Below are 21,602 nucleotides of genomic sequence, written 5' to 3' on the forward strand. Positions count from 1 at the left end.
CGATAAGGATCATACAGGATGGTTGCTGAAACCTGGCGAATGGCATGGTAAAACACCGGCCTCGTTCTACCTTTGCGCCCGTATAGAACGAGTGAGCGAGTCGCAGCGTGCCGGACCGATTGAGCAGTTCCGACGCTCGAAGGCTCTTTCACTCGTTTGCCTTTTCACCCTTTCGTTTATTAACAATGGAATACCGCATCGAGAAAGACACGATGGGTCAGGTGCAAGTACCGGCCAATGTTTACTGGGGCGCGCAAACTCAGCGTTCCATCGAGAACTTCAAAATTGCCCAGGATATCAATAAAATGCCCCGCGAAATCATTCAGGCATTTGCGTATCTCAAAAAAGCAGCCGCACTGACGAATCTCGACGCGGGCGTTTTGCCGCAGGAAAAAAGCGATCTGATTGGTCAGGTGTGCGACGAAATTCTGGAAGGTAAACTGGATGATCAGTTTCCGCTGGTGGTGTGGCAAACGGGTTCGGGAACGCAGTCGAACATGAACGTCAACGAAGTGGTTGCGTACCGGGGACATGTGTTGCACGGTGGTCAGCTTACCGACGAGAAGAAATTTCTGCACCCTAACGACGATGTAAATAAGTCGCAGTCCTCGAACGACACGTTCCCGACGGCAATGCACATTGCCGCTTACAAAATCCTGCTCGATGTAACGATTCCGGGAATTACGAAACTGCGTGATACGCTGGCGGCTAAATCGAAGCAGTTCATGAACGTCGTCAAGATCGGACGGACCCACTTTATGGACGCTACGCCGTTGACGGTTGGTCAGGAATTTTCGGGCTATGTGTCGCAGCTTGACCACGGTTTGCGGGCGATCAACAACTCACTGGCTCACCTGAGCGAACTGGCGCTGGGCGGTACCGCCGTCGGTACGGGAATCAATACGCCCCCGAACTATTCGGAAAATGTGGCGAAGCACATTGCTAATGTAACCGGTCTGCCTTTCGTGACCGCCGAAAACAAATTTGAAGCGTTGGCTGCTCACGACGCGATTGTCGAAGCGCACGGTGCGCTGAAAACCGTGGCGGCAAGTTTGATGAAAATCGGTAACGATATCCGCATGCTGTCTTCGGGACCACGGGCGGGTATCGGCGAGTTGCACATTCCTGACAATGAACCCGGTTCATCGATCATGCCCGGTAAGGTGAATCCAACGCAGTGTGAGGCTATAACGATGGTAGCCGCGCAGGTGATGGGTAACGACGTGGCGATCAACTTTGGCGGTGCTCTGGGACATTTCGAACTGAACGTGTTCAAGCCCGTCATGATCTACAACTTCCTGCACTCGGCCCGGCTCATTGGCGATGCCTGCGTATCGTTCAACGACAAATGCGCCGAAGGTATCGAACCGATTGAAGCGAACATCAAAAAACACGTTGATTCTTCGCTGATGCTGGTAACGGCGCTGAACACCAAGATCGGCTATTACAAAGCCGCCGAAATTGCGCAGACGGCTCACAAAAACGGTTCTACACTGAAAGAAACCGCGCTGCAACTCGGCTACCTGACCGAAGACGAGTTCAACGAGTGGGTAAAACCAGAAGACATGGTCGGCGAGATCAAGTAAATAGAACAATCCAATATAGTTCGGGCTGTTACTGGTTGTGGTGTCGGTTTCTCAAAACCGACACCACAACCAGTAACAGCCCGAACTGCTTTTCGTAGAGTGAAGAATTACTTCATGCTTAGGGCGGCTTTTTTGTACTTCGCCGTGCGGGCATCCTGAATGATCCCTTTCCAGTTCAGGCCAAAGCCGAAGTCATACGCGTGGCCGTCGGCGTCAACGTACGGCTTCATATCGCGGGGTACGTCTTCCGCTTGCGCTTCTACCGTTTTCATATCAATGGGCATCTGCATAGGCAGTAAAGCCGATGGTTCGCTGGAACCCGTTAGAATATCCATCAGCGCCTGGTCCTGAACGCCAAAATGGGCCAGTATTGCATTGGTCTGCTTTTCAAATTCGCCAACAACGGTTGGGTTTGAGACAAGGAGCGAAACGATAACCGGTTTCCCGTTCATCTTTGCGTAGGTCTCCGTAACCATCCCTAAATCCGTGCCGTTGATGGTCTTGGCCGTTTTGCCGTTGTAGGATCGGTTTGTGAATTTCTCCAGCTGATCGCCACCGGCAATGCTTGGGTTGCGTGCTCCCTGGGCAGTGTAGTCACCGTATTGAAGACTCACCGGCACGTATCCGGTACCACCCGCTTTTGCATCAGCGCTGTTGTAGCCACCGCCCGAGTCGGGGCTCTGGATAAATACCAGCGCGTAATCGGCTTCGGCTGGATTGTCGGTCACGGTAAAGTATTTTTTCACAACAGTCAGATTGACCGGATATTCCAGCTTTTCGGGTATTTCCATGCCTAGGAAGTTGCGGCCTGCGGGGGTAAAGCGTTTAGGGATGTATACCGTTTTGCCCTTGGTTAGCGGTAAGGCCTTCGCTTTATTTTTCAGCATCACGACCGATTGCAGTTGGGCCTGATAACCATTCTGCATAAAATCGGCTTTGCCCACCACGTTGCGAGACGTTTGTGGTTCCAAATACGGATTTTCAAACAAACCGACCTGAAAGATATTTTTCAGCAGCCGAACCGCCGATTGCTCGAACCGCGCCCGCATGGCGGCTTCGCCTTTTTCTTTAACGCCCATCTTGTAGGCTTCGATAACCGGAGTCGCATCGTTATTGCCACCAAACTGATCGGCTCCTGCCATCAATATTTTATAATGACGCTCGGGAAGCGATAATTTGTCAACGCCCCACGATTTTCCGGTCAGGAAAAGATCGACCGCCGTTTCATTAGCCGTGATGTTCCAGTCGGTGCAGACAACACCATCATATTTGTATTTGCCCCGCAGCAAGTCGCCGATGATGTATTTGTTGTAGCTGTTGCCGACGTTTTCACCGTTTTTCTTGTCCTGATTGTACGAGATGGTGTAATAAGGCATGACCGCAGCCGCCGAACCTGTTTTGCCGTTTAGCTTGAAGGCTCCCTGTGTGAAGGGCAGAAAGTGAGTTTCAAAGTTGTTGCCCGGATAAACGGCATATTTTCCGTACCCGTAGTGCGCATCGCGACCACCTTCTCCCGAGCCACCACCCGGCCAGTGCTTGACCATGGCGTTGACGCTGTTGTAGCCCCAGCCACCGGTTATTTCGGCGGCACCAGCCGACGTCTGAAAACCATCGATGTAAGCGCGGGCCATGTCGGTCGCGAGCTGCGGGTCTTCGCCGAAGGTGCCGCTCGCCCGGTTCCAGCGGGGGTCAGTGGCTAAGTCAACCTGTGGCGATAGGGCCGTAGCGATCCCCAGTGCCCGGTATTCGGTAGCCGCGATTTGCCCGAAGCGTTTGACCAGCTCCGGGTTGAAGGTAGCCGCTAAGCCTAACGAACTGGGCCACATCGAGATAGAGCCACCCGCGCCCGCGTTGAATTCGGCGTTGGCTCGCGTTCCGTGACGCGGGTCAGAACTGCTGTTGATCGGAATGCCCAGGCCAAGTCCTTCTACCAGTGCCTGCGCGTTGTTGTTCCACTGCGCGGCTGCTTCCGGACTTTGTACGGAGGTGATAAGTACATGCCGTAGGTTGTCTTTGGTCAGGAATTCTCGTTGCTGATCAGACAGATCCGAGGCATTCGCACCGCTTTGGGCAAAGACTTTACCATTGTACGTACCCGCAAAAGGGCCGCCTGCCCCCGCTGGAATAGGCTGGTGTTTGCTGTAAAGCATCAAGCCCGCTATCTGCTCAACAGATAGCTTCGAGGCCAGGTCTTTGGCGCGAGTAGCAACGGGTAAGCGCCAATCTTCGTAAGAATCAAGTTTGCCGTTTTTGTTTAAATCTTTAAACGCCAGCCCGTTGACGGTCAACAGTTTTACACCGGAATTTGGGGCATAACCCAGCGTTTGGCCGCCTTTGTTAGTCACCTTAGTCCAGGAGTCGACTTTGGTCTCCGTCCAGTTTTGCCCTATGGCAGCCGAGGCTGTCAGGAGCGTAAAAAGTCCTGCGCAAGTAATCCCATTCCTCATAGATCAGTAGGTTGTCAAATAAATGTTTAGGGTTGTCAATGCAGATGCGGTGGAAGAAAACCGTGTCCATGTCAAAATAATCGCTTTTCTTCGAGAAACAGTGCAACTAGGCAATAAATAGCTGCGCTATTTCTGGCTGTGCCGTCAGTTTTTAAGAAACCTACCGGGTTAGGCTTAAGAACTCGTATTGTTTGAAATCCCTAAAATGAGTATTTATTGCTGACGCCAAAGGTCGGTTTTGTCTGTGGAGTCGGCTGAGCCGTGGTGTCGGTTTTGAGAACCGCGCGGGCGGCCCCGCCGACACTACGATTCCATACACTTTGTTGGTTGAGCTTACGTAGTTAGTGTCGGATCAACAGTACATCGAACTAATATCGCATTTTAAATGTAGATACATATAATGTAGTCGTACGCTTATGGGTAGTCGTTGAATAAGCGTATTTGTTTTTCAGAACGATGAAGCGAAACGAATTTTTAACCACCCTACTGGGTACAACCATGCTGACTAGTTTCAAACAGTTCACGAAAGACCTTACGGAACAAGGATCAGAAATGCCCGTATTATTTGTCGGACATGGTTCGCCGATGAATGGGATTGAACATAATGAATTCAACCAGTACTGGAAGCAGCTAGCGCAGGAAATCCCGGTTCCGAAAGCGGTTCTGGTTGTTTCGGCGCACTGGTTGAGTCGAGGAACGCACATTACGGCAATGGATTTTCCGAGAACGATCCATGATTTTGGCGGATTCCCTAAGGCGTTGTTCGATGTGCAGTACCCCGCACCCGGTAGCCCCGCACTCGCTAAAGAAACAGCGGGGTTGATCCATTCGACGGTTGTTGGGCTAAACCACGACTGGGGGCTGGATCATGGGACCTGGAGCGTTGTGCGGCAGATGTACCCTGATGCTACAATTCCTGTTTTGCAGCTGAGTATCGACTACACGAAGGACGCGCAGTACCATTATAACTTGGCAAAAGAGTTAAGCGCCTTACGCCGAAAAGGCGTGTTGATTCTGGGCAGTGGCAACATGGTTCATAACCTGCGCATGATCGCTTTGCCGCCATCCGGTGATTTCAACACGGCTTATGGCTACGACTGGGCCATCCAAATGAACGATACGTTTAAAGAACTGATCGCAACCGGAGACCATGCGCCACTGATTCACTACGATCGGCTGGGGCCAGAAGCCCGTCTGGCTATTCCATCGCCTGATCATTACTTACCCTTGCTGTACACGCTGGGGCTTCAAGGCAAGCAAGATTCTGTTTCCTTCTTTAACGACAAAGCCGTTGCTGGCTCGCTGACAATGACGTCGGTTAAAATCAGTAGTAACTAGGCTCATCACGAACGGTCTATTCACGATCTGTAAAGGCGCTGGTAACGTTACCGGCGCCTTTATCATAATTGGACAATAATAAGATCGGTCATTGACCCATTTCCGATTAAAATAGTATTAAAAATAAGCACCTTACAGCGAATAGTTTAAATGAAAGTTTACTGAATTAATTGCATTTTATTAGATAATAATCTGATAATGAGTTATAATTTGAGGTAAAATTAGTCACCCTTAGTAGACTTACTATTAGAAAAATTAAAATATGGATGCACGGCGGATTATGGTCGTTTAGACAAAACTTGTTTAAACAAATATTGGTTATACCTTTGTCGCACCTTTAGAAAACATGGAAAAGTTGTTTCGAAATGAATACCACAGATTGATTGCCAACATCCATCAAACCGACGGGTATATCTTCAATCATTTTCAGCAGAAGCTGTCGCCGTTCGATTTATCGGTACAGCAGTACATCGCTCTTCGCCGGCTCTCGGAAGTTTACCCAAACAGCTTAACCGCAGGTGAACTGAAAGAAAAAATGACCGATATAAACTCTGATATGACCCGGCTGATGGACCGTTTGGTTGCCAAGAAATTGATTGTTCGGGAGATTGATCCTCAGAACCGTCGTCGGGTTAACCTTTCCCTCACAGAAGAGTCGTATCAGTTTGTTGAAGCTGTCGCCGTCGAGTTTAAAGATTTTGAATCGATTGTCAGTCAGTTGACTGATGAGGAAGTCCATACAATGAATACGCTCCTCGAAAAAATTAGAAAACCGTTACAATGAAAAAGTATCTGATAGGCGTTGGCGTTTGGCTGGCGGGTCTAAGTCTGGCGGTTGCTCAACCAGCTCCGACCGTGATGCCGCTGGATAAAGCCGTTCAGCTGGCGCTGCAAAATAACAAAGCAATCAAGCTCGCCGATGCCCGTACGCAGGCGGCTGAAGCGCGTTCGCAAGAAGCCAAAGATCGCAGTTTACCCCAGGCTAATGCTTCGTTGGCGTATTCGCGCTACAGCCTGACGGGTCCGTTCTCGCTGGGTGCTGGTGGGGAAGCCTTAACGATTCCGGCTGGCGCGTTCAATGCGACCATTGGTGGGGTTACGATCAGTAAAGAAGTGTTTGGCGGTTTTGCCGAGAAATCAGCAGAAAAGTCGGCCGAACTGCTGGCCAAAGCGGGTCACCTGGATGCGCAACGCAATCGTTCGGAGTTGGTTTACACCGTAACCGATGCGTACTATAACATTGTCAAACTAGCCCGTTCGATTGGTGTGATCGAGCAAAATATCCGTCAATTTGAAGAACGGGAGCGGGATGCGAATAACCTGCAAAAAGAAGGAATTGTGACTGCCAACGAGGTGCTGAAGATTCAGTTGCAGAAAAATAACCTGAACCTGAGTCGTCTACAGGTAGAAAAAGCTCGTCAGACCGCCCTTTATAACTTTAACCTGCTGGTTGGTTTGCCCGACGATCAGACTATTTCCATCGACACGACGCTGGTCAACCCGGTTTCTTCGCTTGAACCGCTGAACTCATTTCTGACCAGAGCGGTACAGGCCCGTCCCGAAGTACAAGCCAATACGCTCCGGGTTCAATCGGCTGAAGAGATGATGCGTAATACGAAAAGTGCCAAGTATCCGCACTTAGGCGTATCTACGGGGTATAATTACATCAATCCGACGGCCAACGTATTTCCTACGTCGGGTGCGTTCGTTAGTGCCTGGAATGTGGGGGCTGGATTGACGTATAACATTGGCTCGCTGTATAACCTGAAAGGTAGATTGCATACGGCGCAAAACAACATCGATCAGGCAAACCTGCAAAGTCAGCAGCAAACCGATCAAATCCGCAGTGAGGTGGTGACAGCTTACAACAACTACCAACTGGCGCTGGAACAACAGAATGTGATTCGCACGGCGGTAGGGCAGGCCGTTGAAAATTACCGCCTGACCGAGTCTCGTTTCCGCAATGGCTTAGTCGGATCGACGGATTTGCTGGAAGCCAACAGTTTTCTGGTACAAGCTCAACTCAATGTAATTAACGCCACCGTGGACGCGCAACTGGCTTACCAACGCCTGCTCAAAGCCACTGGCAACAACCTCAATTAATCTTGTTTCGATAAGTAGTCATGGATAAGAAAACAGTATTCCGCATAGTGGGCGTCATTGTTCTGGCCGTTGCCCTCTTTTTTGGGTACAGCGAATTTCGCTACCTGCAACGGCACGAAACCACCGACGACGCCCAGATCGACGGCGACGTAAACCCGGTTATTCCTAAGGCGGGTGGTTACGTAAAAGCCATTCGTTTTAAAGACAATCAGTTTGTAAAAGAAGGTGATACGCTTGTGGTTCTCGACGATGCGGACTATCGCATTCGCGTCGCGCAGGCTGAGTCTGCCCTGCAAAGTGCCATGGCGGCCGCTGGCGTAAGCCGCTCGCAGGTGAACGTAGCGTCGGCAACGGTACAAAGCGCGCAAGCAAGCGTACAGACGGCCCGTGATCAGGTTGCTACCGCGCAGGCTAACGTGGCGGCTGCTCAGGCCCGTGCCCGCAGAGCCAATCAGGATTTTGAACGCTACAGCCGACTATTAGCCGAAAAAACGGTTCCGCAGCAGCAGTTCGACGCAGCTCAGGCCGAACGGGATGCGGCTCAGGCTCAACTACTGGCGGCTCAGGCTCAACTACGCACCGCGCAATCGCAGGTGAATGCGGTCGGAACGCAAACAGCGGTATCAAGCTCGCAGCGTCGGGCAACCGAAGGGCAGATCACGGTCGCCCAGGCTACCATTAAGCAGCGTCAGGCCGATCTGGACATGGCTAAACTGCAACTTTCGTACACGATTGTACGGGCTCCGGCTTCGGGTGTTGTGTCGAAACGGGCGGTGCAAATCGGTCAGTTGGTACAGGCTGGTCAGGCCGTCTGTTCCGTAGTCGGTAATTCGAACCTGTGGGTAACGGCTAACTTTAAAGAAACGCAGTTGCATCAGATGCAGCCCGGTCAGGCGGTCGATATCGATGTCGATGCGTTTGAAGGTGACAAACTGGTAGGCCACGTAGGGTCGTTTGCCGGGGCAACGGGCGCGAAGTTTTCCCTGCTGCCTCCCGACAATGCAACGGGTAACTACGTGAAAGTGGTTCAGCGGGTTCCGGTACGAATTGAACTCGATAAAAATAGTCCGCTGTACGCGAAAGTGCGCCCTGGTATGAGCGTATCCGTAGCGGTGGATTTGCAGAAATAAGCGCTTGCCCTTGGTGTCGGACGGTCGGCTCAGCCGTTCGCAAGCCCGATACCAAGGGCAGCAGAAACACGTCAGGTTCTCGAACCTGACACCACCCAATTAATTACTAACCGTATGAAGTTAGGATTTGATAAATGGATTGTTGTGATTACGGTTACAACAGCCGCCCTGCTGCAAACCATCGATTCTTCCATCGTTAACGTAACGCTGAACCAGATGATGGGTAACCTCGGCGCTTCGCTGGGGGATATCAGCTGGGTCGTGACGGGCTACGCAGCCGCCAGTGCCGTGATGATTACGATGTCGGGCTGGCTAACGGCTAAGCTGGGACGGCGTAATTACTTTGCCGCTTCGATTGTTCTTTTTACGGTCGCATCCATATTTTGCGGTACCTCAACCAACGTTTGGGAGCTTGTTTTCTTCCGGGTTGTGCAAGGAATCGGGGGAGGAGGGTTGCTGACAACAGCCCAGTCGATTCTGATTCAGACCTTCCCGAAAGAAGACTTAGGGATTGCTAATGCCATTTTCGGGGTGGGCGTTATTATCGGCCCATCCATCGGACCTACGCTTGGGGGCTACATCACCGACAACCTGTCGTGGAACTGGGTGTTCTACATCAATATCCCCTTTGGTATTGCGGCTACGGTGCTGACCTACTTGTTTATCAAAGAACCCGCCGAGAAGGTCGAAGCCGGTAGCATGGACTGGCTCGCGCTGATTCTATTGGTAATGGGTATCGGTGGTCTGCAAATCGTTCTGGAAAAAGGTCAGGAAGAAGACTGGTTCACGTCGGAGTTTATTGTCGGCATGTCTATCACGGCAGCCGTTGGACTGATCGGATTTATCTGGCGTCAGTTAGCGGTAAAACTGCCAATCCTGGATCTAAGTCTGCTTCGTCAGCGCCGGTTTGCGGTTGGTACGCTGTTTAATTTCATTCTTGGTTTCGGGCTGTTTGCTTCCGTGTTTATCATCCCGGTTTTCTGTCAGACCATTCTGGGCTTTACGGCTAGCCAAACCGGATTGCTCCTGATGCCGGGTTCGATCATGACGGGCTTGATGATGCCTGTTGTTGGGGGGTTGCTAAGTAAAAACTACATCTCTCCGGTCTGGTACGCGGGTATCGGCTTTCTGTTGTTTTTCGGCTTTTGCTTCGATCTATCGGCGATCAGCCTTGAAGCTGGACCCGACTATTTCTTCTGGCCGCTAATCGTTCGGGGCATCGGGATGGGACTGATTTTTATTCCGCTGACCACGATTACACTGGCCGATCTGCCGGGCATCAAAATCCCGCAGGGATCAGCCCTTACGGGGATGATTCGGCAATTAGGCGGTACGTTCGGTACGGCGATCATGACCACGTACATCTCGACGCGCACGGTTCTGCATTCATCCCGCCTGGCCGACAACATATCGATTTATAACCCGCTGTCTGCCGAGCGGATTCGGCAGTACACGAATTTGTTTTTGTCCAAAGGCGATGCCTTGATGACGGCGACGGGTAAAGCCTACGGGGTTATGCAAGGATCGCTGATCAAGCAGGCGCTGGTGATGACGTACGCGGATGCTTTCCTGATCATTGGCGGGTTCTTCCTCATTTGCGTACCGCTTTTGCTACTGTTTATCGGGAAGAAAATCGAAGCCTCAGGCCACACCGAAATGGTGATGGAATAGGGAGTAGAAGGGTATATATGAAATTCTGGCTTACTGCCAAAACGGAACGTCTGAATGCCAGGAGTTCGCAATTGTTTTCGCCCGCCGTCAATGCGTGTTGACGGTGGGCGATTGACTTTTACCGAAGGCGGGTACGAAGAATGGCCATACTACCCGTTGTAGGGATCAAGACTGTTCGACTACTTTATTGCCAGATCAACCAGCGTTCCGAGTAATAGCGCTGCCAGCGAGAAGGTTATCATGCCTAGCACATATGCACCAAATGCTTTTACATAATTAACGATCTTCCGCTTATCGAAAAACTGACCGATTGCCCACGTGCAGTACCCTATACCAACGAAACCGGCAACCCGCATTGAATTCAGGTGAGTCAGTCCCTGAAAAACGGCAAAAACGGCAAAGATCAACATCCCCATGCCCATTACGAAACACAGGAGAATCAGAATTTCGAAAAAATTATACGCGTACTTTCTAAAAAATAGCTTTGCCCAGAAAGCGATAAAGACGCCCATAATGATATTGGCATAACCGTAGTGGGCCTGAATCCACTTAAAAATGACACCCGTGCTCGTCTCTTCGGCTTCGTCAAGTTTCATGTAACCATCTCCGATATGGAAAAAGTGGTTTACGAGCGTATACGCCAAAGAAGTCACGATGATAAAAATGATAGGCTTTACGAGTCGACTTCTATTTTCCGAAATAAAATGTCTGACGTTATCGCCCGGACTTACCAACAATTCCCGGACCGTATACAGAAGGCCCCGCTCAAAATGTAAGACGTGTTCAATTTCGTGTTTGATGTAATGACCATCAATACGCTTCACGGCAACCGGCTGCCCGCAATGAGCACAGTACTTGTGCATAACTTCTTGCTGGCAATTCGAGCAACTCAATACTTGCATTTTTGGCTAGATAAAAGTAACAGGTACGGGTTCGTCAACTCCCGACTCATCGTTGATGTCGACGGTCGCATAGGTTGACGGATAAGTGCACAATATAGAAAAACTAGCTTAGTTCTCACGTTGCCACACGGGCTAAATCACCGGATATGCCGAATTGCTTCTCACACGCGCTCGTTTCCAGATGAAATAAACAATTAGGCTGAAGCCAATTGCCGAGGGGAGGATCTGGCTGTACGGCTTGAAATCGGATAATACGGCACCGCCAAAAGCCGACGCGAGACCGCTATAAGCAGATACTAATTTGTAGATGTGTTCGTAGAGCCACCCTTTTTTAAGCCGTTGGAATAGCCAGATGTGTTTGACCAAATCATACCCTGCCACCAGGACCAGCGCCAAAAGCGTGGGGTAAATTACAGTGGGAGACCAGTTGCCGCCCGATAGCTGCATGGATCGTACGTACAAGCCACCCGCGATCAATACAACCACGGCAAGCAACGCGTCCAGCCACGAAGCGCGTCGTTCACGAAGTCGAACAACACGGTACCCCGAATAGCCTACGTAGCCAGACAGTAGGGTCAGGATAATCAAAAAAGAGCTGGATCGAAAGAAGAGTACGCCCACAAAAGCCGTGGCCACTACGACTGCCAGTACGCATAAAAACCAGCGTCCATAACGAACGTGTTGCGGGGAGCGATTCTGGTAGAAGAGGGTTATTGAACCAATAAGTAAGCCAAGAATGCCAAAAATGATGTGGACAACGATGTTGACCGTATGAAGCGTTTGCATAGGAAAACCTCCGGGTTGTTTGCGGGCCGGACGGTCGTAAAGTTGGGCAGGTACAAACGGGGCGGCAAGCCTTTCGTGACGAAGTAATCTGGACTGTGACGAACGTCTTTTGTCACGTAATGCATGGCTGTACAGGTTCTGGATTGTAATTTGGAGGTATGAAACGCAATCCGCTTCTGAATCATTTCGTCGTACGTAATTTGCTGGGACTGCTCGCTTTGCTGGCGGTTCACTTCCTGGCCGATATGTACGCTATGGATCAGCGGGTAGGCTTTTCGAAGCTGTCGCCTTACGTGTATTTGTTAATGCTGTACGGTTGGCTGGTGTTTCACAACCGTATCCTGTTTGAACGGCTGTTCCTGCAAGGAAAAAAAGCGGCTTATTTCGGCTGTCTGATCCTACTCATGGCGCTGGGTTCGTTCAACATGAGTTTTATACTGCAAACGCAATTTGCCATTGTGCGCCCGCTTCCGCATCTGGTCAATTTTTGGGTGTACACCGTGACGGGCCTGGGCGTATATGTTACGTACCGGTATATCCGTATGCAAGGGCAAAAAGAACGGCAACCCGTCGAAGAAACAAAGGCAGTGACCGAAATGACGGATAACTTTTCCTGTACGGTGGATGGTGTCCGTCAGGTGATCGCCCATACCGATATTCGCTATCTTGAGAGTCTGGAAAACTACGTCAAGATCTTCACGAAATCGAAAACGTACATTACGCGGATGACCTTGAAGGAAGCCGAAGATCGGTTGCCCAAACGGCTGTTTGTTCGCATCAGCCGGTCGTCCATTGTGAATACGGCGTACGTTGACACAATCGAGTCTGACACGCTTCGAATCGGAACAAAGGAGTTGCGCATCGGTAAAGTATACAAACGATATGTCGCCGAGCAGTTTACCGGGGATTGAGAGACCGTCTTTATTTTATCATGACAAAAACGATACAGAAATAAATTTTCGGACAGTTTCTGAGCAAGCGCATAAAAAAAGCGGGGCATGATACGATTTGTACCTGCCCCGCTTTCATGCGCGTTTAGACTATTACTCGGCTTCCGGCGTGTATTCGTATACACCAAGTCCAAGCACTTCGTTGGTATGTCTCCGCAACTCCTGGCCTAGTTTTGGGTTGTTAGCCAATACTTGGCCGTAGGAAGGAATCATTTCCGTCAACTTTTGCTGCCAGGCTTCGGTAGCGAGCTGATCCGGGAAACACCGCTTGATCAGGTCAAGCATGATCGAAACGGCGGTCGATGCACCGGGCGACGCGCCCAACAAAGCGGCAATGCTTCCGTCCGCTGCGCTAACCACCTCGGTGCCAAATTCCAGAACGCCCCCTTCTTTCTCATCTTTCTTGATTACCTGCACCCGCTGGCCGGCAACTTCCAACTCCCAGTCTTCCATCTTCGCATCGGGGTAATACTCCCGCAAAGCGGCCAGTCGATCTTCCGGCGACTGCATCACTTGCTGAATCAGGTATTTGGTCAGCGGAATATTGTGCATACCGGCCATAAGCATGGGAGCCATGTTGCTCAGCTGAATCGACTTCGGCAAGTCCAGGTAGGAACCGCTTTTGAGGAATTTCGTCGAGAAACCGGCGTAAGGACCAAACAGCAACTCGCGTTTGCCTTCGATCATGCGCGTGTCCAAGTGAGGAACCGACATCGGCGGAGCACCTACTGACGCTTTACCGTACACTTTCGCCTGATGCCGTTCAATAACATCGGGGTTCACGCACTTGAGCCACTGACCACTAACCGGGAATCCACCAAAGCCACGGCTTTCGGGAATGTCCGATTTTTCGAGCAAGCGTAGCGAACCACCACCCGCACCGATAAAAATAAATTGCGTCTGTACGTCGCGTACCTGATTGGTGGTCACGTTTTCCACGCGGATTTTCCAACCGCCGAGCGATTTCGACCGCCACAGGTCACGAACCTCGTGGGCAAAGTACAAGCGAACGCCCGGCATATCGGTCAGACGCCGGAACATAGCTCGGGTGAGGGCGCCAAAGTTCACGTCCGTACCAATTTCCATGCGCGTAGCCGCTACCGGTTGCGATGGATCGCGGTCTTCCATAACCAACGGCATCCAATCGGCCAGCTGTGCCCGATCTTCGGAATACTGCATTCCGTGGAAAAGGTAATTTTTCTGAAGGGCCTCGTAGCGTTTGCGTAGATAATTAACGTTATCGTTGCCCCACACAAAACTCATGTGCGGGATGGAACGGATAAAATTGGGAGCATCGTTCAGAAACCCTTTCTCAACCAAAAAGGACCAGAATTGCTTCGATTGTTCGAACGACTCAGCAATCTTGACTGCTTTCGACGCATCGATGGTACCGTCTCCTTTTTCGGGCGTGTAGTTCAATTCGCAAAAGGCCGAGTGACCCGTACCGGCGTTATTCCAGGCGTCGGAACTTTCGGCGGCTGCACTATCAAGCCGCTCGTAAATTTCGATGGTCAGATCGGGTTGCAATTCTTTCAGCATTACGCCTAATGTTGCACTCATGATACCGGCACCGATCAAAATGACATCGGGACCTTTTTGTACAGCTTTATTTCGTTTCGCCATGATAAGAGGCAGAGATATATTCTTTCTAATTACAAAATTGGGGGTTTGCTTGTTCCGAAAGGTTATCCAATAGAAAATATGTACTAAACTAATTAATGTAATGACAGTGAAAATAAGCCTGACAGTCCAATTGTGTGATAAATAACTAACTGATAATTAGCAAATTAAAATGGATTCAGGTTTCTAAAAAGTTTATTTAAAATACACCTGTTTTCAGGGATAAAAATTGTGTATTTTATCTATTTGCCATTTGCTGCTTTTCTGATTTTGGCCTTTTCTTAGATAAAATTGATCTTAATCCTTTTGATGAATAAAGTGTGATAGAATAATCGACTAATAGTCAGATGAAGCAGTTAGTGCCGTCAGGTTCTCAAACCTAACGGCACAATCCAGTGGTGTCGGTTTTGCGAACCGCGCGGGCGGCCCCGCCGACACCACTGGATAGGATCAGGATCATCGGACCATCAATTGATAAAAGAGACAAGGGTAGCCTACGAGTCGAAAGATCACTTCGACAGATTGGCGATGGTAAGGCTCAGCCTGTCTGACGGTTTTGGTGTTAGCACATTGAAGTTGATTCGGTAGATGGTATCGCCCCATTTCGTAATGATCCCACGGTCTTCGGGAGCATCCAGCTTTACTTTTTCGATGGAAGGCGTCATCTGCTTGGCGTTATAGCTGACCACGAAATCGCTGGCTTGGCCTCCTTTTGGGTTGTAATGAATAATCAATTCGCCGGGTTTTCCAACTTCCGCCGGGTAGCAAGTCATCACGTGTTGGGTAATAGAGCTGGCATTTTTCAGGTTGACAACGTCGTCAATCTGAACGTTTTTTCCCCGATTCAGTCGGATGGTTCGTTGCCAGTGGTTTATGTTCGCGTCGGTTGGGTACGCCTGTGAAATGTCAACGGTAAACTGTGGCGAAGCGTTATCGGCTTTGTACGAAACATCGGTCGCTTTGAACGACATACCGGGTGGCTGGTTTTTACCGTTGATGGTCGGCAGATTGTGGTAATCCGAACAATTGTACCAGATGTCGTAACGTTTGTTGCTGAACGTTTTGGCTGTGTACGTGCCCCGGCCAACGTCGATCAATAGCGGTTGCCCGTCGTAGTAGACGACATACGTGCCGATGTCGTTGTGGTTATGGCTTTCGTCATTATGGCCTCCCTTGGCCGCTACGTAAAAGCCTTTCGTCGTTCCTGCCTGATCGCGGGCGGCAAACACCTGAAGGTCGGGTAGCCAGATGTTTTGGGGCAGCGGCAACCCCTGCGCGGCTTTCTGGTATTCGTCCTGCATGAACAGGGCGTAGAAGTGTCTGAAGTAATGAAATTTGCCGATGTTGCCTTCTTCGGGTTTGCGATAAAACGCGCCAAACCTCATCATATCCGGGTCGTTGATGGCTTTGCCGTAGCGGTAAATCATCGTTGCGGCCATGCCTGGTTGCGGATCGGCGTCGGCGAAATTCAGAAAGTACTTGTCGCTGATCTGAGCGCGGTAGATGAACCGGCCCATGTTGCGAAATTTCTCATCAGCGTACACGTACTGAAAGGCATCGTTACTAGCCAGATTGAGCATAGCGATGTTATCGTACAGGGAAGCGGCAGCAGCACCCCAGTAGCTGGGTCCTTCGTCGCAACCACCATCTTGCGGATAAGGATTCAAAAATTCGTCGAGCACGTCCAGCACTTTGGCGACCGAGGCCGTTCGCTTATCGTCGTCTTTTTCGAGCAGCAGAACGGCGTTCAGCCAGTTCGAGCAAATCCAGGGATTCCAGTTGTTCGGTGCTCGTCCGTTGGCCGTTTTCGTCATCCAGCCGTGGGGCTTGGTCATCAGCGGGTCAAAAATGCGGTACCTGGTTTCGGTGGAGATGCGCTTTCGGATTTGCGGAGAAACAGCGTCCAGCTTATCACCCAGATAATAATCGACCCAGGCCAGATAGGTGGCGGTTTCGGCGGCAAACAGATCAACGAAGGGTTTCGATACGTCCATCAGCCCCGCGTACTCCTTCGACTTGGGCAAATGGGCGGGAACGCCCCAAAAGGACTCCTCGCAGATGGACCACACGCCGTCGATAATCGGATCAACAAACCGTCCTTTGTTTTCGTAGATTTCAGCGAGCAGGAGCGTACCCAGCACCTCACGTTTTTCAAAGCTTACGGCCTGAAACTGATCCCGGTCGCCAGTCCGTTCGATCAGCAGCGATTTGGTCGCCGGAATGTACGGCCATTGGTAGTTGAGGTACGATTCAGCTTTTTTGAGATACGCCTGCATCATTTTCTGATCGGCCCTGGCCCATCCAGCCCGGTCGTCGCGTTTGGGAAACGGTGTCCACTGCGCTTGTGGAACCAAGACTTTTTTTAGCTCACTGGACGAAAACTTTCCGCTTAGCAGGTCCTGCGTTTGGGCCGCTATGGAAAAGAAGAGTAAAGAAGCTGTTACCAGCATCAGGAATTTTTTCATGGATCGGGTTTAGTTGAGGTAGAGGGTACAAAGGTTCCTAACGAGCAATGACCAGCCTGAAAGAGGCAATCGTTTCGGTGCGGGTGGCTTTCGGGAAAAGAGAATAGTCATCCTTTTTTACTTATAAAAGCGCTGATTATCAATGGTTACGATCAGCGAAATAACCCGGTGCGGTAGGCTTTGCGAGTAAAAGTAGGGTTCGCACTGCTTCGACTTGTTGAAATCAAAGGTCAGGCCAATGCAACGGTGGAGGATACTGGTTATCATTACCATAAGTCAGTTTTTTAGGACAGTTGCCTTCTGTCAATCCATGGAACGGAGCCCGGTTCTATCGACCTTGCAGCCGTATAATCTGGCCGAAGCGCGTTGGGCGATGCAGCAGGAGCCCGTTACCGTTACGACCCAAACCTCAGCCCGGAGCGCGGGAAACCAGCATGACTTCTTTTCGGAAGGCGACTACTGGTGGCCCGACTCGGCTAATCCGCAGGGGCCATACATCCAGCGGGACGGCCTGACCAATCCAGACAATTTTGTTGCTCACCGGCAGGCTATGATCCGCTTTAGTCGGATCGTGGGTGCTCTCGCATCGGCCTACGTAATCACTCGTGACGAAACCTACGTCCGGCAGGCGTTTCGCCATCTTAACGCATGGTTTGTCAACCCGGCAACGCGAATGAATCCATCGTTGCTGTACGCGCAGGCGATCAAAGGACGGGCAACCGGGCGCGGTATCGGTATAATTGACACCATCCACCTGATGGAAGTCGCACAGGGCGTTCGGGTGATGGCAAAGGCAAAAAGCGCTGACAAGCGATCAGTGGCCGCTATTCGTCGCTGGTTTGCCGATTACCTGACCTGGCTGACAACGCATCCGTATGGCAAAGACGAGATGAACGCCAAAAACAATCACGGCACCTGTTGGGTGATGCAGGTAGCGGCCTTTGCCCGGCTGACCAATAACGACACGCTACTGGCCTTCTGCCGAAACCGGTACAAAACCGTTTTATTACCCGAGCAGATGGCCGCTGACGGAAGCTTCCCGCAGGAACTGCGCCGAACCAAGCCATACGGTTATTCGCTGTTTAACCTGGATGCGATGACAACCATCTGTCAGATTCTGTCCATTCCCTCCGACAACCTGTGGCACTACCAGACACCCGATGGGCGCACAATCCGGCGGGGTATTGATTACCTGTATCCGTTTGTGGCAAACAAACCATCCTGGCCGCTAAAGCCCGACGTCATGTACTGGGAAAACTGGCCCGTGGCTCCGCCTTTTCTCGTGTTTGGGTTCAATGCGTTCGGGCAAAACGATTGGCTGCAAACCTGGAAAAAACTCGACCATGCGCCACACGTAGACGAGGTACTGCGTAATCTGCCCATTCGTAATCCGCTTATCTGGCTGGAATAAAGCGCGTACCGAGTAGTCTTTTCTACCGAGAGTTATCGCAAACTCTCAACGTCGATTTCCTTGGCATTTCGGGTGAGCAGGTGAATGATTGTCCAGGCGATCAGGTATGTGAAGGCGCAAATGGTAAACAGCAGGTTGTAGCCCCCCGTCAGATTTCCGGCGGTTTTGTACTCATCGAGCAGACTACCAATCAGCATGGGGAAAAGAATACCGCCCAACGCGCCCGCTGTACCGGCAATACCGACAATCGAACTAACGGCCTGTTTCGGAAAGAGATCCGACGCGAGCGTAAATACGTTGGTTGCCCACGCCTGATGGACCGCCACCGCCACGCTCAGTAACCCTACGGCTACCCAAACATCGGTAACGAACTGAGCCAGCATAATTGAAATTTCGATGAGGGCAAACGCAAAGAGTACGGTCTTTCTGGCTTTTAGCGTCGGCCACCCGTTCTTGATCAATTGAGAGGATAGGTAGCCCCCGCCGATGCTACCTAAGGTCGTAGCTGTGTAAATAAGCATGAGTTCGACGCTCGGCTTTTTTAGATCCAGATTGAACGTGGACGAAAAATAGGAGGGAAGCCAGAACAGGAAAAACCAGTAAATCGGATCGATCAATCCTTTGCCAGTGATCACCGCCCAGGTTTGCGGAAAGGTAAACAGCTTGAACCATTTGATGGGCCGTTTCGTGGCATCATCGTTGTCCGTTGCTTCCTGATCACTGACGATATACTGGTATTCCTCCGACGTTAAGCGAGGTTGCCGGGTCGGAATGTCGTAAAAAATGAGCCAGGCGATTAGCCAGACGAAGCCCAGCGCCCCGGTGATCCAGAATACATTTTGCCAACCATACTGCGTCAAAATCCAGGGGACGACCAGTACGGCGACGACAACGCCAATGCTGGTGCCCGCGTTGAACAAGCCCGTTGCCAGCGCCCGTTCTTTTTTCGGAAACCATTCGGCCACAGTCTTGACGGCTGCCGGGTAGTTGCCCGCTTCGCCGATTCCTAGGCCAACCCGCGCCATGCTGAACCCAAACACCGACCGGGCGACAGCATGTAACATGCCGGCTATGCTCCACAGGACGATGGTAACGGAATACCCGACCTTCGTTCCTACTTTATCAATGATCCAGCCGAACAGCAATAAGCCAACGGCATAGGCCGCCGTGAACGCCATAACAATCCGGGAAAAATTGGTTTCGCTCCAATTAAATTCCTTTTCTAACGTGGGCTTCAACAAACCAATAATTTGCCGGTCTAAATAATTAATAGTAGTTGCGGTGAATAACAGGAATACAATAAACCATCGGTAGTTTTTTACTTTAAATGTTGACATAAACAACAAAAGTTAACGTAAATAATAGGTATTTTTTGTCATCCCGACGCAGGAGGGATGACAAAAAATACGGCCCCAAATAGATCACTTATTGATTGATTATCAATAAGTAAAATTCATTGTTCACGTAAAGTTAGGGCTGCGTAAGGGAGTGGGACCGCAATGGAAAACGCACGTATTATTTTTGAACAGAATCCTGAAGGATAGCCGCAAACTTTTGAAAATGGGCTTTTAATCCTGGCCAGTCTTTTTTCTGTATAAGCGCTTTATCGAACAGGTGTCCGCCAACGCCTAAGCCGTCTGATCCAGCCTTGTAATAGGCGGCCATATTGTCTAAATTGATACCACCGGTTGGCGCTAACTTCACCTGATCCAAAGGCGCTTTTACGTCTTTGATGTAATCGGGTCCCAGCGACGTTGCCGGATAAACTTTAACCATCGAAGCGCCCAACGACCAGGCCGTATAAATTTCGGATGGGGTAAAGGCACCGGGGAAAATGGGAATGCCCTGCTTCACACTGGACTTGATTACTTTCTTGCTAATGATCGGTGTGACAACGAATTGCGCCCCGGCTTCCAGCGCTTTATCCAGATCGTCTTTGGTGCAGACCGTACCCGCGCCGATGTTTAAACCCGCATTCTCGTTTTCGACCGCGTACCGGATGATTTCCTCCGCGTCGGCGGTGTTCATGGTTATTTCGATCGTTGTCAGCCCGGCCTCCCGGTAAATGGGAAGAATGTGCTTGATCGTGTCAAACGATAAGCCTCGTATGATACCAATGAGTGGCGCTCTGGAAAATAGCTCCCACGAAAAAGGAGTTTGATTCAACGTAATCATTTGTTTACGGGTAATAGCTGGCCCTGAATTACTTTAACTTGTCCAGCGATAGTGGCTTTATCATTTAAATCGGGGGGGACGGTAATGGTCCGCTCGGATAAATTCAGTTCTTCCATCGCCAGTTTATACAGCTCATACAGATTGGTGCCGCTGCATAAGATCAATGGCCAATCCTTTTTGTCAATCAGCGATTTTAATTCAGCGCCGATAAGCAGGCCGCTTAAATAAAGTGTGTTTTGTTTTTTGGTTAATAAGTCGAACAATTGATTGGTGCGTACGCGAAATAAACTTGTTAAGGTCGATGTCGCCATTGCCTCTTTGAGGCCAAGTTTAAAACCGTCTAATTCATCCGTGGAGAGCGTAATTAAATTGGCCGGTTCCACGGAATCCTTTAAAATACTGTAGTGCGACATGAGATTGAAGACTTCCCCTGTCATGAAGGTCTGGAAATCGGTAACCTGCTGATTCTGGATGTAGATGTGCTTGGAATGCGTACCGGGAACGATGAGAATCGCATCGTCAATCCGGGTACGCGCGGTTTCGAGCAGAGCCAGAACGCCAATTAGCTGCGTTTCTTCTCCCCGCATGACATCGTGGGTGGTTCGAACCCCGGAAATCAGCGTGATGTCGTGCGGAAAGCCGTCCTGCGCATCGATTCGCCGGACGCTGGCCTGACTACCATCGACCGGAAACGGTAACGTAGCGTACGGAACTTCATCCATACCGATGGACGAAGAGGCCATGCCGGAAATGACGATTGAGATCGTGTCTAGATTGATACCGACTTTTTCGGACAGGTTATCAATTTGTCGTTTCAAATGCTGTCGGAAGAAGTGTTCACGGGATATGCCACTCGTTTCGCCATGATTCTTCCAGGCATTAAACGTGCTGGCAACACCTTCTGACGATGTTACCTCGCCGACAAGGTCAAGGTTGGGTGTGTTTATCAGTCGCAACCGGAAAGACGACGTTCCCCAATCGCAACCTAACAGATAGTTTCTCATAAATGCTTTGTTTT

At 50.4% G+C, this 21,602-nt stretch carries 17 protein-coding genes; 8 read left to right on the top strand and 9 right to left on the bottom strand.

Going from position 1 to position 21,602, the window contains the following annotated elements:
• Window positions 1-185: 185 nt before the first annotated feature.
• Window positions 186-1,586 (top strand): class II fumarate hydratase, encoded by a 1,401-nt coding sequence (fumC, locus tag LQ777_RS08105; RefSeq protein WP_232562016.1) that lies wholly within the window; start codon window positions 186-188, stop codon window positions 1,584-1,586.
• Window positions 1,587-1,693: 107 nt separating this feature from the next.
• Here the strand turns inward: fumC and LQ777_RS08110 are convergent, their stop codons facing one another.
• Window positions 1,694-4,033, bottom strand: coding sequence for a glycoside hydrolase family 3 protein (locus LQ777_RS08110; protein WP_232562017.1), 2,340 nt, complete (start codon window positions 4,031-4,033; stop codon window positions 1,694-1,696).
• Window positions 4,034-4,489: 456 nt separating this feature from the next.
• Here LQ777_RS08110 and ygiD point away from each other — a divergent pair, with 456 nt between their 5' ends.
• From ygiD to LQ777_RS08135, 5 genes are all read left to right on the top strand, one after another.
• Complete coding sequence (gene ygiD / locus LQ777_RS08115; RefSeq protein WP_232562018.1) at window positions 4,490-5,371, top strand: 4,5-DOPA-extradiol-dioxygenase; 882 nt, start codon at window positions 4,490-4,492, stop codon at window positions 5,369-5,371.
• Between the two features lie 346 nt (window positions 5,372-5,717).
• Window positions 5,718-6,155, top strand: a complete 438-nt coding sequence (locus tag LQ777_RS08120; RefSeq protein ID WP_232562019.1) for a MarR family winged helix-turn-helix transcriptional regulator — start codon at window positions 5,718-5,720, stop codon at window positions 6,153-6,155.
• Window positions 6,152-7,474: a TolC family protein gene (locus LQ777_RS08125; RefSeq protein ID WP_232562020.1), complete on the top strand. Its 1,323-nt coding sequence runs from the start codon at window positions 6,152-6,154 to the stop codon at window positions 7,472-7,474. The genes LQ777_RS08120 and LQ777_RS08125 overlap by 4 nt, the downstream gene beginning before the upstream one ends.
• A 20-nt stretch (window positions 7,475-7,494) precedes the next feature.
• Window positions 7,495-8,604 carry an HlyD family secretion protein gene (locus LQ777_RS08130; RefSeq protein ID WP_232562021.1) on the top strand — a complete coding sequence of 370 codons (1,110 nt, stop codon included), beginning with the start codon at window positions 7,495-7,497 and terminating at the stop codon, window positions 8,602-8,604.
• Between the two features lie 114 nt (window positions 8,605-8,718).
• Window positions 8,719-10,275: a DHA2 family efflux MFS transporter permease subunit gene (locus tag LQ777_RS08135; protein WP_232562022.1), complete on the top strand. Its 1,557-nt coding sequence runs from the start codon at window positions 8,719-8,721 to the stop codon at window positions 10,273-10,275.
• A 179-nt stretch (window positions 10,276-10,454) separates the two neighbouring features.
• On the opposite strand, the gene LQ777_RS08140 is transcribed toward LQ777_RS08135, so the two are convergent.
• Window positions 10,455-11,138 carry a DUF3667 domain-containing protein gene (locus LQ777_RS08140; protein ID WP_232562023.1) on the bottom strand — a complete coding sequence of 228 codons (684 nt, stop codon included), beginning with the start codon at window positions 11,136-11,138 and terminating at the stop codon, window positions 10,455-10,457.
• A gap of 171 nt (window positions 11,139-11,309) precedes the next feature.
• Complete coding sequence (locus LQ777_RS08145; RefSeq protein ID WP_232562024.1) at window positions 11,310-11,963, bottom strand: hypothetical protein; 654 nt, start codon at window positions 11,961-11,963, stop codon at window positions 11,310-11,312.
• A 158-nt stretch (window positions 11,964-12,121) separates the two neighbouring features.
• Between LQ777_RS08145 and LQ777_RS08150 the strand changes: the two genes are divergently transcribed.
• Entirely contained in the window at window positions 12,122-12,874 is a 753-nt protein-coding gene (locus LQ777_RS08150) for a LytR/AlgR family response regulator transcription factor (RefSeq protein ID WP_232562025.1), read from the top strand.
• Window positions 12,875-13,006: 132 nt separating this feature from the next.
• On the opposite strand, the gene LQ777_RS08155 is transcribed toward LQ777_RS08150, so the two are convergent.
• The 3 genes from LQ777_RS08155 to LQ777_RS08165 form a co-directional block, all read right to left on the bottom strand.
• Window positions 13,007-14,536 carry a malate:quinone oxidoreductase gene (locus LQ777_RS08155; RefSeq protein ID WP_232562026.1) on the bottom strand — a complete coding sequence of 510 codons (1,530 nt, stop codon included), beginning with the start codon at window positions 14,534-14,536 and terminating at the stop codon, window positions 13,007-13,009.
• 506 nt (window positions 14,537-15,042) lie between these two features.
• Window positions 15,043-16,998: a heparinase II/III domain-containing protein gene (locus tag LQ777_RS08160; RefSeq protein ID WP_232562027.1), complete on the bottom strand. Its 1,956-nt coding sequence runs from the start codon at window positions 16,996-16,998 to the stop codon at window positions 15,043-15,045.
• Between the two features lie 117 nt (window positions 16,999-17,115).
• A complete protein-coding gene (locus LQ777_RS08165; RefSeq protein WP_232562028.1) occupies window positions 17,116-17,265 on the bottom strand; it encodes a hypothetical protein in 150 nt (49 codons plus the stop codon).
• Window positions 17,266-17,308: 43 nt separating this feature from the next.
• Here LQ777_RS08165 and LQ777_RS08170 point away from each other — a divergent pair, with 43 nt between their 5' ends.
• A complete protein-coding gene (locus LQ777_RS08170; protein ID WP_232562029.1) occupies window positions 17,309-18,409 on the top strand; it encodes an alginate lyase family protein in 1,101 nt (366 codons plus the stop codon).
• Window positions 18,410-18,441: 32 nt separating this feature from the next.
• Here the strand turns inward: LQ777_RS08170 and LQ777_RS08175 are convergent, their stop codons facing one another.
• The 3 genes from LQ777_RS08175 to LQ777_RS08185 all read right to left on the bottom strand — a co-directional run bounded on the left by LQ777_RS08175 (window position 18,442) and on the right by LQ777_RS08185 (window position 21,588).
• Window positions 18,442-19,746, bottom strand: coding sequence for an MFS transporter (locus LQ777_RS08175; protein ID WP_232562030.1), 1,305 nt, complete (start codon window positions 19,744-19,746; stop codon window positions 18,442-18,444).
• A 178-nt stretch (window positions 19,747-19,924) separates the two neighbouring features.
• Entirely contained in the window at window positions 19,925-20,584 is a 660-nt protein-coding gene (locus tag LQ777_RS08180) for a bifunctional 4-hydroxy-2-oxoglutarate aldolase/2-dehydro-3-deoxy-phosphogluconate aldolase (protein ID WP_425276928.1), read from the bottom strand.
• Window positions 20,581-21,588 carry a 2-dehydro-3-deoxygalactonokinase gene (locus LQ777_RS08185; RefSeq protein WP_232562031.1) on the bottom strand — a complete coding sequence of 336 codons (1,008 nt, stop codon included), beginning with the start codon at window positions 21,586-21,588 and terminating at the stop codon, window positions 20,581-20,583. The genes LQ777_RS08180 and LQ777_RS08185 overlap by 4 nt, the downstream gene beginning before the upstream one ends.
• Between the last annotated feature and the right edge of the window lie 14 nt (window positions 21,589-21,602).

Source organism: Spirosoma oryzicola (assembly GCF_021233055.1).
Lineage (GTDB): Bacteria > Bacteroidota > Bacteroidia > Cytophagales > Spirosomataceae > Spirosoma > Spirosoma oryzicola.